General features: G+C 27.7%; 14 protein-coding genes. 11 read left to right on the top strand and 3 right to left on the bottom strand.

The genetic code is table 11. The features are described 5' to 3' along the window. Positions 1-237: 237 nt before the first annotated feature. Positions 238-573, top strand: a complete 336-nt coding sequence (locus BD821_RS08870; protein WP_104410163.1) for a hypothetical protein — start codon at positions 238-240, stop codon at positions 571-573. Between the two features lie 224 nt (positions 574-797). Here the strand turns inward: BD821_RS08870 and BD821_RS08865 are convergent, their stop codons facing one another. Beyond that, complete coding sequence (locus BD821_RS08865; protein ID WP_104410168.1) at positions 798-1,304, bottom strand: QueT transporter family protein; 507 nt, start codon at positions 1,302-1,304, stop codon at positions 798-800. 272 nt (positions 1,305-1,576) lie between these two features. Between BD821_RS08865 and BD821_RS08860 the strand changes: the two genes are divergently transcribed. Beyond that, positions 1,577-1,768 carry a hypothetical protein gene (locus BD821_RS08860; protein ID WP_104410162.1) on the top strand — a complete coding sequence of 64 codons (192 nt, stop codon included), beginning with the start codon at positions 1,577-1,579 and terminating at the stop codon, positions 1,766-1,768. Between the two features lie 71 nt (positions 1,769-1,839). On the opposite strand, the gene BD821_RS08855 is transcribed toward BD821_RS08860, so the two are convergent. Then, on the bottom strand, positions 1,840-3,327 hold the full coding sequence (locus tag BD821_RS08855; RefSeq protein WP_104410161.1) for a nicotinate phosphoribosyltransferase: 1,488 nt from the start codon (positions 3,325-3,327) through the stop codon (positions 1,840-1,842). A gap of 198 nt (positions 3,328-3,525) precedes the next feature. On the opposite strand from BD821_RS08855, the gene BD821_RS08850 reads away from it, so the two are divergent. The 5 genes from BD821_RS08850 (at position 3,526) to BD821_RS08830 (ending at position 11,642) form a co-directional block, all read left to right on the top strand. Continuing rightward, a complete protein-coding gene (locus BD821_RS08850; protein ID WP_104410160.1) occupies positions 3,526-5,532 on the top strand; it encodes an ATP-dependent helicase in 2,007 nt (668 codons plus the stop codon). Positions 5,533-5,662: 130 nt separating this feature from the next. Continuing rightward, positions 5,663-7,654, top strand: a complete 1,992-nt coding sequence (locus BD821_RS08845) for a cell division protein FtsA (RefSeq protein ID WP_104410159.1) — start codon at positions 5,663-5,665, stop codon at positions 7,652-7,654. 97 nt (positions 7,655-7,751) lie between these two features. Continuing rightward, positions 7,752-8,924 (top strand): M20 metallopeptidase family protein, encoded by a 1,173-nt coding sequence (locus tag BD821_RS08840; RefSeq protein ID WP_242971485.1) that lies wholly within the window; start codon positions 7,752-7,754, stop codon positions 8,922-8,924. 114 nt (positions 8,925-9,038) lie between these two features. Next, positions 9,039-9,995, top strand: coding sequence for an RluA family pseudouridine synthase (locus BD821_RS08835; protein ID WP_104410157.1), 957 nt, complete (start codon positions 9,039-9,041; stop codon positions 9,993-9,995). 36 nt (positions 9,996-10,031) lie between these two features. Next, positions 10,032-11,642 (top strand): putative polysaccharide biosynthesis protein, encoded by a 1,611-nt coding sequence (locus tag BD821_RS08830; protein ID WP_104410156.1) that lies wholly within the window; start codon positions 10,032-10,034, stop codon positions 11,640-11,642. A 95-nt stretch (positions 11,643-11,737) separates the two neighbouring features. Here the strand turns inward: BD821_RS08830 and spoVB are convergent, their stop codons facing one another. Then, positions 11,738-13,243 carry a stage V sporulation protein B gene (gene spoVB / locus BD821_RS08825; protein WP_104410155.1) on the bottom strand — a complete coding sequence of 502 codons (1,506 nt, stop codon included), beginning with the start codon at positions 13,241-13,243 and terminating at the stop codon, positions 11,738-11,740. Between the two features lie 257 nt (positions 13,244-13,500). On the opposite strand from spoVB, the gene BD821_RS08820 reads away from it, so the two are divergent. From BD821_RS08820 to BD821_RS08805, 4 genes are all read left to right on the top strand, one after another. Further along, a complete protein-coding gene (locus BD821_RS08820) occupies positions 13,501-14,238 on the top strand; it encodes a zinc dependent phospholipase C family protein (protein ID WP_104410154.1) in 738 nt (245 codons plus the stop codon). 121 nt (positions 14,239-14,359) lie between these two features. After that, entirely contained in the window at positions 14,360-14,980 is a 621-nt protein-coding gene (locus tag BD821_RS08815) for a hypothetical protein (protein WP_104410153.1), read from the top strand. Next, entirely contained in the window at positions 14,880-16,574 is a 1,695-nt protein-coding gene (locus BD821_RS08810) for a B12-binding domain-containing radical SAM protein (protein WP_104410152.1), read from the top strand. Before BD821_RS08815 ends, BD821_RS08810 begins: the two co-directional genes overlap by 101 nt. 193 nt (positions 16,575-16,767) lie before the next feature. Further along, a complete protein-coding gene (locus tag BD821_RS08805; protein WP_029450872.1) occupies positions 16,768-17,094 on the top strand; it encodes an ATP synthase subunit B family protein in 327 nt (108 codons plus the stop codon). The last annotated feature ends 1 nt before the right edge of the window (position 17,095 follow it).

Raw genomic sequence — 17,095 nt, 5'->3', positions numbered from 1 at the left:
AATGGATAATTTATGTATTGGGGAGATGTTTTTGCATCTCCTTTTATTTATATAGTTTTTTATACTAGTTCTGCCTACTAAAATTATACTCTAACTATGATAATTAGTGGAAGGATTTAAATCTATGTTTAGGTTAAGATATATTTATAAATTATTATATAAATTGTTTATATAATGGTATGTTTAAAGAAGTTATGATAAAATTGAATTACAAACTTGAATTAAAGGAGGTAGAATATGAGTAAATATAAAGTAGGGGATGAATTAATAATAATTGAAAACCCAAAAATAGAAGACGAAAAATTAAGAGATATGACGAAACTGCAAATTAATGAGGACTTTGCTCAAATCTCTTGGGGTCTTAAGATAGTTGATGTTGAGTATGATAAACCCAATGTAACACTTTCATATAGAAATGTGTATGGAGAACTTAACAAGGTATTTGCTGTTTGTAAGGATATAGCCAACTTTGATCAGGAAAAGGTTTTAGAAAAGGCTTTGTTAAAGGCTTTCCAAAATGAAATTATTAATGTTACAGTAGTTAAGAATTCTGGAAAGAAGTGTGACAAGTAGAAGTTTGTAAATTAACTATTGTATCAATTATGCCTATGGTATAAAAACAGACTATAGATATAGTAACAATAATTAAAATTCTATCTATTGAATGGTTTAAACATAGGTGCAATTGTTAATATTTTATCATTTCATTTTTAAGATTTAAATCAATTTATATTCTATAAAGATATAAAAATAACCTTAGCTAATTATCTTTAGCTAAGGTTATTTTTATTAAGTTACTATAGTCTCAACTGATCAACAATATGGTTTTTACTTAGGATTACTTTAAGGATAGTAGAGCCAAGTATTGTAACTACTACAAATTCTCCTAAAGCTATATATAAAGCGGTTGCTATAAAGGGAGCATTTGTTAATAAGGTAAATTCTAGGCCTAAAATAACACCATTAAAGATTGCTGGCCATAAAGAAGATATAATAACATTTTTTGATTTTGTTATCATAAATAAGCTTATAGTGGTGGCAAAGCTTCCAAAGAAGACATCTACTATACCAAGTGGACTAGTAATATTTGCAATGACACAACCTAAAACTAATCCTGGTACGTAAAGTGGGTCTATAAATGCTAGTAATACCATAACCTCTGAAATCCTAAATTGAATAGGACCGTAACTTATAGGAGCAAGACCCATGGTTATTATTGCATATATAGCTGCTACCACAGCCATTTTCATCATTTTGTTTAAAGATATTTCTTTTAAATAATATTTAAATACTACAAAGAGCATAAATAAGGTTAAAAAAGAAAATAAAATTATTATTAGTTTGTTATTCATAAAAAGACCTCCTTTTTTTAGTAGTGGGTACAAGGAGAAAACACTATAGTAACCTTATAAATTATATCATAATCTTTAAAATAGTAAATAGAAAATTACATATAAATTAATAAGTATTTAATTTATTTATATGTAACATAATATTTACATTTATCCCTTTAGTTTTTAGAAAAATTAGAATATAATGATTTTAATTAGCAATGGTGGTAAAGGGGGAAGAAGATATGAGCTATTGTCCATTTTGGTCTAATGATAAAAAAGTAGAGGAATGTTTTAAAGATTGCGTATTTTTTTCTTGTAATAAAGATAATCAATGTCCATTTAAACTTTATGATTTCAATAGTAGTATATTACTAGATAAATTAATGGGGTTAAACACAGAAGAACCAGATGAATCAGAAGAAATGATATTATAGTACCATATGAAATTTAAGAGTAGAAAGGCTTTCAATAATCAAATTACTGAAAGCCTTCTGCTATTACCTTTTTATTCGTTGTCTTTATAGGATTCAGAATATTTATGTAATAAGTTTTGTTTTACACCCCAAAGCTTTGTAGATAAGTCCACATAATAAGTATGAGGATTTTCGAATCTTAATACTTCAGGCCAAAGTTTGGAGGTTTCTTTTTTTGCGTACTCTTTTATTTCAAGTACCGGTGGGCTTTGGTATATAGCTTCACCTTTATCAAATATCTTTACCATAAGGTCTTTTACATAATAATCTTTTATTTTTTTCTTTTTCCATGTATAAACAGGGTTAAATATTTCAAGAGGCTTGGTTTCATCTATAACCTCATCATTTAAAGTTATTAAATCTACTATAGCTGTATGCGTTTTCTTATCAAATACTCTGTAAATCTTTTTAAAACCCGGATTAGTTATTTTTTCTTCGTTTTCACTTATTTTAATTTTGGGTGTTATGCTTCCATTATCTTCTTCTATTGCACATAACTTGTAGACACCACCAAAGACTGGTTCTGATTTAGCGGTAATTAACCTCTCACCAACTCCAAAGCTATCTATTTTGGCGCCCTGTGATAGAACGTCAGAGATTATATACTCATCTAGTGAATTAGAAATAATAATTCCACAGTCTTCATAACCAGCATCATCTAACATTTTACGACATAACTTTGTAAGATAGGTAATATCACCACTATCTATTCTAATAGCAGAAGGTTTTAGTCCTTGTGGTTTAAGTATCTCATCAAAAACTTTTATTGCATTAGGTATACCTGACTTTATAACATTATAAGTATCTACAAGAAGAACACAATTTTCAGGATAGGTTTCTGCCCAAGCTTTAAATGAATCGTATTCAGTTTCAAATAATTGAACCCAACTATGAGCCATGGTTCCAGCAGCTGGTATGTCAAAGATTTCATCAGCGATAGTACATGCTGTAGAACTACAACCACCTATAACAGAAGCTCTTGCTCCATAAATAGCACCATCATACCCCTGAGCCCTTCTAGAGCCAAATTCCATAACAGGTCTATCTCCAGCAGCCCTACATATTCTATTAGATTTAGTGGCTATAAGGGTTTGATGATTAATAGTAAGTAAGATCATAGTTTCAATAAATTGAGATTGAATGATAGGTCCTTTTACTGTTACTAAGGGTTCATTTGGAAAAACAGGATTTCCCTCAGGCACAGCCCAAACATCACAGCAGAATTTAAAATCTTCAAGATATTTTAAGAAATCATCAGAAAATAGATTTTTAGATTTTAAATAAGATATATCTTCTTTTGTAAATTCAAGGCTACTTAGATACTGAATTAGTTGGTCTACACCAGCCATTATGCAATATCCACCACCATCAGGCACTTTTCTAAAAAACATGTCAAAATAGGCAATTTTATTTGCTACGTTGCTATTTAAATAAGCGTTGCCCATGGTTAATTCATAAAAATCTACTAACATAGTAAGATTTCTATGATTATGAACGTCGAATTTTGTTATATTAGCCATATCAAATCTCCTTTTAAATTAAGCTTTTATATAATTATAACCTATATATATTATATAACAAATTTATCTTATATATATTAATATTTTATTTTAACAAATAATATTTATAAAGATATATGATAGTATAAATATAGATAGTAAAAGTGGACATAATGATTATTAGCATTAATTTAATATAAGATTTAAGAAAGGAATGAAATGATGAGTTTTTCTTTAGATGAATATCAAAAAAATGCAGTTACAACAAAAGAGAAAAACCTTTTAATAATATCTGCACCAGGAAGTGGTAAGACTACTGTAATAGTGAATAGGGTTAACTATATTGTTAAAGAGTTAAATGTAAATCCTAATAATATTGTAGTTATAACATTTACAAGGTCTGCGGCACAGAATATGAAGGAAAGATATTTAAAGATGACAAAGGATACAAATGCACCGTTTTTTGGAACATTCCATGGACTATTTTATAAAATATGTAACAGACACTATGGGAATATAAAAATTATAGAACAAAGAGACACCTATAGAATAATAAATAATGTACTTGTTAAATATTTAGATGAGATAGGTGAAGAAAAGGTAAGGGAGGTACTTAATGACATATCTATTTTAAAGAGCAGCTTTATAAATATAGAAGATTTTAATCCTAGTATGGATAAAGAAATTTTTAAAAATTGTTTTGAAAGCTATGAAAACTATAAAAAAGAAAAGGGGCTTTGGGATTTTGATGATATTCAAATAAATACTGCACAGCTTTTTGAAGAAAATAAAAAGATTTTAGACGGATATAGAAAACTTTTCAAATATATGTTAGTAGATGAATTTCAAGATTGTGATGATACTCAAATACATATACTTAAACTTTTAAACAAATATAATTCAATATTTGTAGTGGGGGATGAAGACCAATGTATATACTCATTTAGAGGATCTAAGCCAGAATGTATGGTTGACTTTTCTAATACATTTAAAGATGGAAGTAAGGTATATCTGTCATACAATTATAGAAGTACAGAAAATATAGTAGAAACAGCAAAAAACCTTATAGAATTTAATAAAATGAGAAATGATAAGGTTATAAAATCTTATAGAAAAGATAGAAAACCTATATTTAATAAACAGGTGCTAGATGAAGCCTTCCAAAGTAACGATATATCACAAAAAATAAGCTTATATTTAGAAATGGAAGATTGCAAGTATAAGGACAACGCTATTTTATATAGAACCAATCTTGAATCAAGACCACTTATAGACACCTTTATAAGGAATAAGATTCCTTTTGTACTACTAGACAAAGAATATAATTTTTTTGAACATTTTATATGTAAGGATATGATAGCTTACTTAAGACTTTCAATAGATCCTTTCAACAGGCAAGATTTTTGTAGGATAATAAACAAACCTTTTAGATATATAAGCAAAGTGAATTTAGATAAAGTTAGAAATTATAAATTTAAAGATGATTGTTTTTGTATATTGAAAGATATTGATGGTTTAGCTGCCTTTCAAGCAAAGGCTGTAGATACGCTTCGAAAAGATATTTTATGGCTTAATAAATTGTCTTTAAGAAGTGCTATAGATTTTATTATTACAGATCTTGGGTATATAAATTATCTTAGGGAGTATAGTGAAAAGTTTAAAATTAAGCTATCAGATTTAGAAGAGATATTAGAGGAATTTAAAAATGCTTCTGAAGAATATAACAGTATTATTTTATTTTTAGCTCACGTAGAAAATGTAAAGGAAGAGCTAGAAAAAAGTAAAAAGGTTAAAAATAAAGATGCTGTTATAATGAGCACTATTCATGGGGTAAAAGGAATGGAATTTAAAAATGTGTATATAATAAATTGCAATGATGACATAATACCACATGTAAATAGTAAAAAGGATAGTTTAGAAGAAGAACGTAGATTATTTTATGTTGCAATAACAAGGGCTATAGATAACTTATTCATATATTCTACTGAATATATGAGGGGGAAGAAAAGAGAGATATCACCATTTTTAAAAGAGTGTAAGTTACAAGAAGAACGAATATCTATACCTTATAAAAAAGGGGATAAAATTTACCATAAGGCGTTTAAGGAGGGGGTAATAAGTTCTGTAGAGGACTATGAGTTAGAAATAGAATTTACGGATGGAATTAAAAGAAGATTTGACTTTAAGGTGCTATATATGAATAAATTAATAACAAAATTAAATTAAATACACTAAATATAGAGGTTATTAGTTATATAAAAAAGCAATACGATTTTACATGGCTTTGTTGTATAATATATGTAAACGGTGAAGATCATGGTTATAAGAGATTTTTAATAGAAAGGCGAAGTACAAAATGGATAAAATAAATATAAATGCTAAAGATATAATATTTGCTTTAGATATAGGAACTAGATCTGTTATAGGAACAGTTGGAATAGTAGAAAATAAAAAATTTAAAGTTATAGCGGAACATTATGTAGAACATGAAGAAAGATCTATGATAGACGGTCAAATTCATGATATAAACAAGGTATCTGAAGCCGTTGAAACTGTTAAACTTAACCTAGAGGACAAGTTAGGTATTAAACTAAAAGAAGTAGCAATAGCTGCTGCTGGAAGATTTTTAAGAACTACAAAGGTAAAGGCTGATTTAGATATAAATGAGGATAAGGAAATAAACAAAGAGATACTTAGAAAGCTTGAACTTACAGCAGTTAATAAGGCAGAAGATGAAACAAGTAAATCTTCAAATGGTAAGCTTTATTGCGTTGGATATAGCATAGTAAATTATTACCTTAATGGATATGTGATATCAAATCTTTTATCTCATAAGGGGAAAAATATAGGTGTTGAAGTTATTGCTACATTTTTGCCAAGAACGGTAATAGATAGCTTATATTCAGTAATGAATAAACTTAATTTAAAGGTTGTAAGTCTTACTTTAGAGCCTATTGCAGCTATAGAAGCCACCATACCTAAAAATTTAAGATTATTAAATTTAGCTTTAGTAGATATAGGAGCTGGTACCTCAGATATTGCTATAAGTAATAAAGATAGTATATCAGCTTTTGGAATGGTTCAGATGGCAGGAGATGAAATAACAGAAGTTATAGCACAAAACTGCCTAGTAGACTTTAATACAGCTGAAATTATAAAAAAGTCACTTTTAATTAACGAGGATATAACATATAAAGATGTGCTAGGATTAGAAAATAAGGTTAAATCAGAGACAATAATAAAGCTTATACTCCCAGTTGTAGATAAGATAACTGATGCAATCGCTCATAAAATATTAGAGCTTAATGGAGATAAGTCTCCAAGTGCTGTTTTTTTTGTAGGGGGAGGAGCTCACACACCATACATTAGGGAAAAGCTTAGCGAAAAGCTTAATATACCACTTGAAAGAACTGCTATAAAGGGAAGAGAGGCAGTTTTAGATTGCATATGTCTAGATAATTCTCTTGGTAGCATAGGGGTTACAGTGCTTGGAATAGGTCTTATGGCAATAAAAAGTCTAGGTGAAAATTTTATAGATGTTTATCTAAATGGAGATGTAATAAGTCTTTTTAATGTTCAAGATCATAAGGTTATAGATGCATTACTTCAAGCAGGTATAAATCCTAAGATGTTAGTAGGACATAATGGTAAGAATATAAGATTTACGTTAAACGGCAGTAAACGATTAGCCTTTGGTAGTCTTGGCAAAAATTCTACCATATTTATAAATGGAAAAGAAGGTAGTTTAGATTCCACAGTTAAAGAAGGAGACACTATAGATGTAAAGTTTGCATTGGATGGGAAGGATTCGGAACCTAATATAAAAGAGTATATAAAAAGTCTAGATTCTGTATCATTTTTCTATAATGATGAAATTCAAAACTTAGAGCCTAAATGTATGATTAATGGTAAAGAAAAGGCTATAGATTCTATAATAAAAGATGAAGATACTATTGAAATAATAAACATCTTAACACTAAAAGATTTCAAATATTATATACTAAAAGAAGAAGGCATATTTACAATAGAAGGGAAAAGGCTTCAAGATGACTATGTAATAAGAGAAGGAGATAGGATATATAAAGATATAACATTAAATAATAAAGGTGATAATAACTTAAAAGATGAATTAATAAAAGATGAATTAATAGAAATCACAGTAAATATAAATGGGGATGAAATAATTCTTAAAGGGAAAAAGGAATATATTTTTGTGGATATATTTGATTATATAAATTTTGATCTTACCATGTTAAAAGGCAAGATAACTTTAGAACTTAATAAAAAAGAAGCTTCATATGTAGATAAGTTAAAAGATGATGATATTATAAAAGTTTATTGGTCATAAGAAGATTAGATATGAAAACTAGTGAAATATAGAAATATAATGTTAAAGGATATATAAAGGAGAAATGATTTTGGAAGAAAAAATAGATTTTCTAAAAATGGCTGAAGAAATAAAAGAAGAATTAGTTTATATAAGAAGGGATATACATGAAAACCCTGAACTTGGATTCGAAGAATATAGAACATCAAAGAAGATAAAAGATATTCTAGATAAAGAAGGAATACCTTATAAGTCTGTAGCAGGAACTGGAATATATGCATTAATAAAAGGTGAAAAAGCAGGTGCTGATAAAGTTAAAACTATAGCTTTAAGAGGAGATATAGATGCTTTGCCTATAAAAGACGCTAAAGTTTGTTCTTATACATCTAAGGTAGAGGGTAAAATGCATGCTTGTGGTCATGATGCTCATACTACTATATTATTAGGAGCAACCAAGATTTTAAATAGTATTAAAAAAGAATTAAAGGGAAATATAGTACTATTATTTGAGCCAGCAGAAGAAACTGTTGGTGGCGCAAAGTATATGATAAAAGAAGGGGTACTTGAAGATCCATATGTAGATGCAATAATTGGACTTCATGTATCAGAAGCTATAGAGGCGGGAAAGATAGGTATTAAAAGAGATGTTTTTAATGCAGCGTCTAACCCATTTACTATAAAGGTAAAGGGTAAAGGAGGCCATGGAGCTCACCCAGAAGATACTATAGATCCAATATTAATAGCTAGCAATATAATAATGTCTTTGCAAAGTATAGTAAGTAGAGAACTGTCACCTGTATATCCATCTGTTATAACTATAGGTAGTATACATGGGGGGACAGCGGAAAACATAATACCAAAAGAAGTGGAAATTAAAGGTATAATAAGAACTATGACCAATGAACAAAGAGAGTATGCAAAAAAAAGAGTTACTGAAATATCAAAAGGTATAGCAGAATCTTTAAGAGGAAGAGTAGAAATAAAAATAGATGAAAGTTATCCTTGTCTTTATAATGATGATGAAATGGTAAAACTTTTAGAAGATACTGCACCAAGAGTAATAGGAGAAGAAAACATTATAAAACTTAAACATCCTAGTATGGGCGTAGAAAGTTTTGCTTACTTTGCTATGGAAAGACCATCAGTATTTTATTTTTTAGGTAGTGCTAATTTTGAAAAGGGCATAAGTAATCCAGCTCATGGTGACTTGTTTGATATAGATGAAAATTGTTTACCAATAGGGGTTGCACTTCAATGTAATATGGCTTATGAATATTTGACAAGAGAATAATTAAGTATTAATCTAAAGTATAATTATAAAATAGCTGTGTTTATGATATAATATCGTGGCACAGCTTTTAAAAATACTTTAGGTATGTGCAGTTAGTTTGATAGGAGTGGTGTTATGAATGTAGAAATTGGAATAAATGAAGCAGGTCAAAGACTAGATAAATTTTTAAGAAAGTTATTAAAGGATGTACCTTTAAGTGCTATATATAAGGTTATAAGAAAAGGTGATGTAAAGATAAATGGAGTTAAGGCTAAAGAAAAATATTCTTTAGTGCAAGGTGATATAGTTACCATAAGAAATATAGAAAGTAAAAAGGAAGAGGGACTAAAGTTCCAAAATGCAAAAGCTGATTTCAAATCAGTCTATGAAGATGCAAATATGCTCTTATTAGAAAAGTGGCCAGGAGTATTAGTTCATTCTGATAAGAAAAAAGGCGAACCAACACTTACAGATTACGTACTTACTTATTTATATGAAAAAGGTGACTACATACCAGAAAAAGAATTAACATTTACACCAGCTTCTTGTAATAGACTTGATAGAAATACGTCTGGCATCGTGATATTTGGAAAGAATTTTGATTCTCTTAAAGCTCTAAATGAAATGATAAGAGAAAGAAAAATAAAAAAGTATTACTGTGCTTTAGTTAAGGGAAGAATAAAAGATGGGGTATATGAAGCTTATATATCTAAAAATGGTGAAGAAAACAGATCTGAAGTATTTAAAGACATGAGACCTGATACTAAAAGAATAGCAATGGAAGTTAAGACAATACAAAGTAATGGAGGATTTTCATTTATAGAAATAGAACTTTTAACAGGAAGAAGTCACCAACTTAGGGCTCACTTATCATTTTTAGGTAATCCTATAATTGGAGATAGTAAATATGGAGATAAAACTTTAAATGCATACTTTGAAAATAAATTTGCACTCAGCTTTCAATATTTATACGCCTACAAAGTTGTATTTAAAAATTGCCCGGAGAGCCTAAGCTATATGGAAAATAAAACTATAACTGAAGCACTTCCACCTATATTTAAAAAGATTAAAAATGATGTTTTTAAATTTTAGTCAATAATATTATATATTTTATAAAAGGAGATAGTTATGAAGGAGCAATCCACAACTAAAGGATTTGCCGTATTATCTGTAGCAGGAATGATGGTAAAGATTTTATCTCTTTTGTATGTGCCTTTACTATTATTTATAATTGGTGATGAAGGGTATGGAATATATGCAGCAGCCTATGACATATTTAGTCTTGTATATGTTATGACAAGTTCAGGAATGCAGGTTGCTATATCAAAACAGGTTTCAGAACTTATAGCCCTTAACAATCCAAAAGATGCAATAAAGACTTTTAAACTTGCTAGATTTATGCTCATGATTATGGGCTTTTTAGCAGCTATTATAGTTTTAATATTTGCTAGTAGAATAGCTAATTCTACGGGCAATTCTAAATCTTATTATGCTATAGTTGCATTAACACCAGCAATGGTAGTAACATCTATATTAGCGGCATATAGGGGGTACTTCCAAGGCCTTAGCATAATGACCCCAACGGCTGTATCACAAATTATAGAACAAATTGCTAATATAATATTTAGCTTAGTATTTGCATATATTATGATGAAACAAAGCGTAGATTTGGGGGCAGCAGGAGGGACTATAGGTACTGCTATTGGTGCATTAATAGCAGCGTATTATCTTTCAAAAGTATATAAAAAAAGTAAAACTATGAAATTTAAATATAACAAAGAGTCAATAACCGTAAGAAGGTTATCTAACAAAACACTTTTAAAAAGATTGTTTAAATATGGATTTCCTATAACATTAAGTTCAGGCATGCAGTATTTAGGAGCTGTAATTGATCTTACTATAGTTAAAAAAAGGTTAGAAGTTGCGGGAATTTACCTTGTAAAAGATAGAAACATAAAATATTCTATATTAAGTAAATATAGAACGCTATTATATGTACCTCTTACTATAATAGCAGCCCTTTCATCAGCTCTTTTACCAGCAATATCAAGAGCTATGGTTTTGAAAAACAAGAAAGAGGTTAAAGAAAAAATAGATTTTGCTCTTAAAATAAGTTATATTGTTTCAATTCCTTCGGCTGTAGGACTAGCAGTTTTAAGTAAAGAAGTTTATAGACTAATAAAATACGGAGCAGGTTATGAAATAATGACTTATGGAGCTATCGTAGTTGTGTTTATGGCTATAGTTCAAATTCAAACTACAATTCTTCAAAGTATAAATAAATTATACATAGTAATTGTTTCTTTAGGTATAGGGATAATTGCAAAGCTTGTAGCTAATTATTATTTAGTTGCAATTCCAAGTCTAAATATAAATGGAGCGGTAATTGGAAGCTTATTATGCTTTTTAATACCTATGATAATTAATAATATAGCTTTAAATTCAGCGTTAAAAGTAAGAATAAGTCTCATAAAGGTAGCAATTAAGCCAACAGTAGCATCAATACTTATGGCAATAGTTATAAAGGTATTAAGCTTTAATTTTGCTATTATATTAAAACTTGTTGGAGATACATATGTATTAAGCTCCATATTTACTATAATATCTATTGTAATAGGAATGATTGTGTATCTTTATGGATTGGTACTTACAGGTGGAATAACTAAAAAAGATATGAATGCATTACCAAATAAGGTTACAAAGCTTTTGCCAAAGTTTATATCAAATAGACTAAGATAACAAATTAAGTAAACCTAGAAACTAAAAGTGAAATGATTATATAAAGATAAATAAAAAAATAGCTTGATTTGTTTTAAGCTATTTTTTTATTTAAGTTATATTTTATTTTTCTTTACAGTAAAAAGTATAGAAAATAAAAAAGAAGAAAATCCTAAAGAAATTAATACAAAGTTTTTAAATACCATTGATGAATTAGAGATTTGATTTTTTAAAATAATAATACTAAAGTAAGACAACGTTGCAATAAGTAAATATATAAATATATTTGTTATAGAAATATTAAGGTCATAGTATTTTCGAATTTCTTTAAGATTTAAGCAAAGAGATATTGTAGAAGTAATAATAATAGTTATACCATACCCAAATATATTTATACTCTTTATACCTGTTAGTATGTATAAACTTATAAGTTCTATAACTGATATAAATAAAGAGTTTCTAAGCATTATATTTTGTTTTCCAAGTCCATTTAATATTCCATAGGTAGTGGAATCACAATATAAAATTGGGGGACATAATGAAAGAAATTTTATATAGTAAGTAAGGTCGTTTCTTTTAAAAAACATCATGCCTAGATTTTCGGGTATTGAAATACATAATACAAGAGTAGATAGTCCTAGTAAAAATGCGATTCTAAGAACTTCTATTATCCTGCTTTCAATAAAATAAGAATCGTTTTTATTTATACCTTGAGCTAAATCAGGTACAAGAACTGTTATTATAGATCCTATTACTATCATTGGGAAAAATACAATATTTAATGTCATTCCAGTAAATTTTCCTATAATTGAAAGTGCTTCAGAATAATTAAATCCTGAAACAATAAGCCTTCTAGGTAATATAAGTGTAGATAATGCACTAAGTGCTGTAGATACAAATGCATTTAAGCAAAGGGGAAGGGATATAACAAGAACATTAAATAAAAGCTGTGTTCTAGATTCATGCTTTTTACTTACACAAGATAAAGAATTAACAGACCTTTTATAATAAAAATAAAGAAGAATAAGACTTATAAATTCACCTAAACATAATGCTATATATGCAGCAGAGACTGTTTGGGTTATGTTTTTTAAATTAAAGTAGTTAATTATAAATACAATTATAAGTATTCTTATAAACTTTTCTAATATATCTATAAATGCAGGTATTTTTATAGAAGAGGTTCCATAAAAATATCCCTTTAAAATATTAGAAATACCTATAAATATCATAGCAGGGCAGGTTATTCTTATAGATAAAATAGTCCTTGGATCTTTTATGATCTTTTCTCCTAAAAATGGAGCGAAAAAGAAAACGAATATTACAACTAGGCAAGCCCATAAAATATCAAATTTTATTGTTATGTTTATAGTCTTTTTTAAATTTAATACATCATTATTATCTTTATATATTGCAGAAATTTTTGAAATAGCTGCTATGATGCCCCCACAAATAAGGCATATAAAAATATTGTATATTGGCATTACAAGACCGTATAAACCCATGCCTTCCGGGCCTAGTTCTCGTGAAAGTGTGATAGAAAATATAAATCCTAATATTCCAGTAGTGAGGTTTGACAAAGTTAGTAAAAAAGTATCCCTATAAAACTTATCATTTATCATTTATCATTTATCCTTTATAATAATGCTAACCTTAATAATTATTCCTAAAGGTAAATATATATTCTATAATTAGGGTTTATTAATAGGTAATAATATTATTTGAGTAGGGTAATATAAAAATATAATTAATATATTGAAAAATGAATTAATATATTGTATTATACTTTAATAGTAATGATTATTAATTGCGTATAAATATATAGTTATATTGTATTAAAGAAAAAAATAAAATCACAAATAAAAAGAAGGAATTAATTATGAATAAAAATAAATTTGAATTTACTTATGGAAAAGCACTGCATGGGGTAATGTTTGCAATTAATCCATTTAAAAAAATGGTTTTAAAGACTCATTGTATCGTCCATAAATTTATTAATATACAAGCTATACAAATATTAAATAATGATGGGCATATGGATGCAGGAGATTATTATAGAAACAATATAAAACCTCTAAATGAAGGGGTTGCTTGGGCAGACCAGGATTTTAAAAGTTCTAACCATTTTTATCACGTAACAAAGGGAAAAGGACTTTATGGATTCTCAGATGCACTTAGTGAAGCTAAAAAGTATTATAAATTATCCTTAAGCTACTTAGATAAAGGAGATACAAATAAGGCTTTATTTTATCTTGGAGCAGCTTGCCACTTAGTTCAAGATACAACAGTACCTCATCATGTAAATAATAGACTTTTAAAAAAACACAGGAAGTTTGAACTTTGGATAATATCTAAGTTGTTTAGCGATTATTCTTTTGCTGTAGAAAGTGGGATATTAAGATTTAATGGTTTAGAAGAATATATAAAAAATAATGCCGTAGTTGCAGATGACACTTATAATAAGTTTCAAGTTGTTGAAGATAAGGAAGAAAGATATTTTAAAATAGCCTCTGTTATATTAAAACAAGCCCAAATAACAACAGCTGGCTTTTTGTTAGATTTTTATGAAGATTATATAAAAGATAGAAAGTTTTATGAAGAGGTTTCAATATCTTAAGTAGTGACTAATTAGGCATAATAAAACACTTAATTTATAAATAATTCTCCCATTATGTGGAAGAATTATTTTTTTTGTGTTAAATTAGTTATGATAGTAATAACTAGGAGGGGATGATACCGTGAAGAAAGGATTTGAACATACAATTGATTTAAAATCTTTTAAATTTGAGGGTAATGTATTAGATATAGGTGAAGAAAATTACGGTATAGTATATAATTTATTTAAAAGCAACGAAGAAGACGATAATATAGTGGATTATATAGAGGGAATCGAAAATAAAAAGAGTATTGAAAAAGGATACTATAATAATGTAGTTCTGTTTTTTTATCTAAGTACTTTATGGGGAGGAAAGGATAGAGAAAAGGTATTAAAGGATGCTTATGATTTTTTGGATACTAGGGGAGACATACATATATGGGATATAACTAAGTCTAATAATAAAATATTAAATGAAAATATAAAACTTCTTTTACCTAAAGAAGAAATAAAGAAGATAAAAGTTAAAGATTATAATATAATAAAAGACTATAGTAAAAAAGATGCTTTAAATTTATTAGAAAGATTTTTTGAAATAAAAGTAATACAAGATTGGAACGATGTATATTATATATCTGCACAAAAGAGGGAGGACATAATTAATGAAGGTGCTACTAGTAGGAATAAACTCAAAGTATATACACAGCAATTTAGCAATAAGATATTTAAAGGCTTTCACAAAGGATTTAAATTTCCACTGTGATACAAAAGAATACACAATAAATGAAAGGATTGAAAATATAGTACCAAGTATAATGGAAGAGAAAGCTGACATAATAGCTTTTTCAACATATATATGGAATCTTGAATATGTAACTAAGATAAGTAAAATAATAAAATTAATTGATCCCAGCATAGAAATAATATATGGAGGTCCTGAAGTATCTTACGATGGTGAAGAATTCCTATTAAATAACTCTGGAGATTATGTAATAGAAGGAGAAGGAGAGGAAACCTTTAGAGAATTTATAAAAAGAAAGATGGGCATTATAGAAGAAAACCATATAAAAGGATTATATGAAAAGAAAAGTGGAAATGTTATTTATGGAGGCAAACGTCCTTTAATGGATATGAATAAGTTAGTTTTTCCTTATGAAGAGGATGAAGATCTAGCAAATAAAATAGTGTATTTTGAGGGATCTAGAGGGTGCCCATTTAATTGTAAATATTGTCTTTCATCAACAATACACGGTGTAAGATTTTTAAATATTGAAAGGATAAAAAGAGAACTAGAATTTTTAATAAAAAAAGATGTAAAACTTATTAAATTTGTAGATAGAACTTTTAATTGTAATAGTAAATTTTCTATGGAGATATGGGAATTCTTATCTAATATAAATACCACAGCAACTTTTCATTTTGAAATATCTGCAGATATATTAAAAAGAGAAGAAATTGAATTATTATCAAAAGCGCCAAAGGGAAGATTTCAATTTGAAGTAGGTGTTCAAACTACTAATGATGAAGTACTAAAGAATATAAATAGAAATGTAAACTTTAGCGATATAAAAGAAAAAATAGAAGAGCTTCAAAGCATCAAAAATATAAAGCAACATCTAGACCTTATAGCAGGACTTCCAGGAGAAGATTATGAGTCTTTTAAAAGATCATTTAATGATGTATATTCTATAAAGCCAGAAGAGGTTCAACTAGGCTTTTTAAAGCTATTAAAAGGAGCACCCATGACACAGGAAGCAGAAAAATGGGGAATGGTTTACTCGCCCTACCCTCCTTATGAGATATTAAAAACTGATAAGATAAGTTATGAAAAGATGACAGAGCTAAAGTATTTAGAAGCTATGGTAGATAAATACTATAACTCTCAAAAGTTTGTAAATATAATTAAGTATTTTGAAAAAAAATTTGAGAACCCTTTTGAGTTTTTCAACACATTAGCAATGTTTTATAAAGAAAAAGGATATTTTAAAAGAAATTTATCTAGTGTAGAATATTATAAGGTATTTATAGAATTTAATGAAGAGGTTGTAAAATGCAATTATGAGGAAGAGCTTTTATTAAAAGAAATAGTTAAATTTGATTATATGAGATTTAATAAAAAGAAATGGTTACCTATGTTTTTAAATAGAAGTATATCAAAAAAGGATGATAAAAAGTTAAAGGAGTATATAAAAACAAATTATAGTAGGGATAAAAATTATCATGGAGAAGCTTATGAAATTGATATAATTAAATATATAAGCTGTGGAAAATTCGACAAAAATAAAAGTTATTTACTTTATGATGAAGAAGATTGGCAATATATTAAAGATATTACAGAAGAGTTCAAAAATTATTAATATTTATTTGATAATATATATTATATATATCAAATAAACAAAATAATTTAAAGTTTTACAAAAAAATATTGTTTATAAAGTTGAAATATGCACAAAAGGTAGTATAATATTAAGTATATTGTAATTAATACTATATAAAGTATTAACTAATATAAATATAATAACTAAATATTCAATAAAAGGTGGTGAGACTTTGGCATTAGATGTACTTAAAGATATAAAAGAAGCTGAAGAAAAGGCTGAAAGCGAAGTAAAGGCTGCACAACTTCAAAGTAAAGAGATATTAAAAGATGCACAATTACAGGCACAGAAAATGCATGATGATATAGTAAATAAAGCAAAAGAAGAAGCTGAAAGTATTATGAATCATGCTATAAAAGAAGGTGAAGATGAGTCAGTACCCATCTTTAAGGCTGGAAAAGAGCAAAAAGGTGAAATATTAGATTCATCAAAAGAGGTATTAGATCATGCTGTAAAAATAGTTATTGAGAGGATAGTGAGTGTAAGTGGCAATAGTTAAA

This window comes from Clostridium algidicarnis DSM 15099 (assembly GCF_002934235.1).
GTDB lineage: Bacteria > Bacillota > Clostridia > Clostridiales > Clostridiaceae > Clostridium_L > Clostridium_L algidicarnis.
Note: the sequence above shows the minus strand (reverse complement) of the source record. Positions and strands in the feature narration are given on the sequence as shown.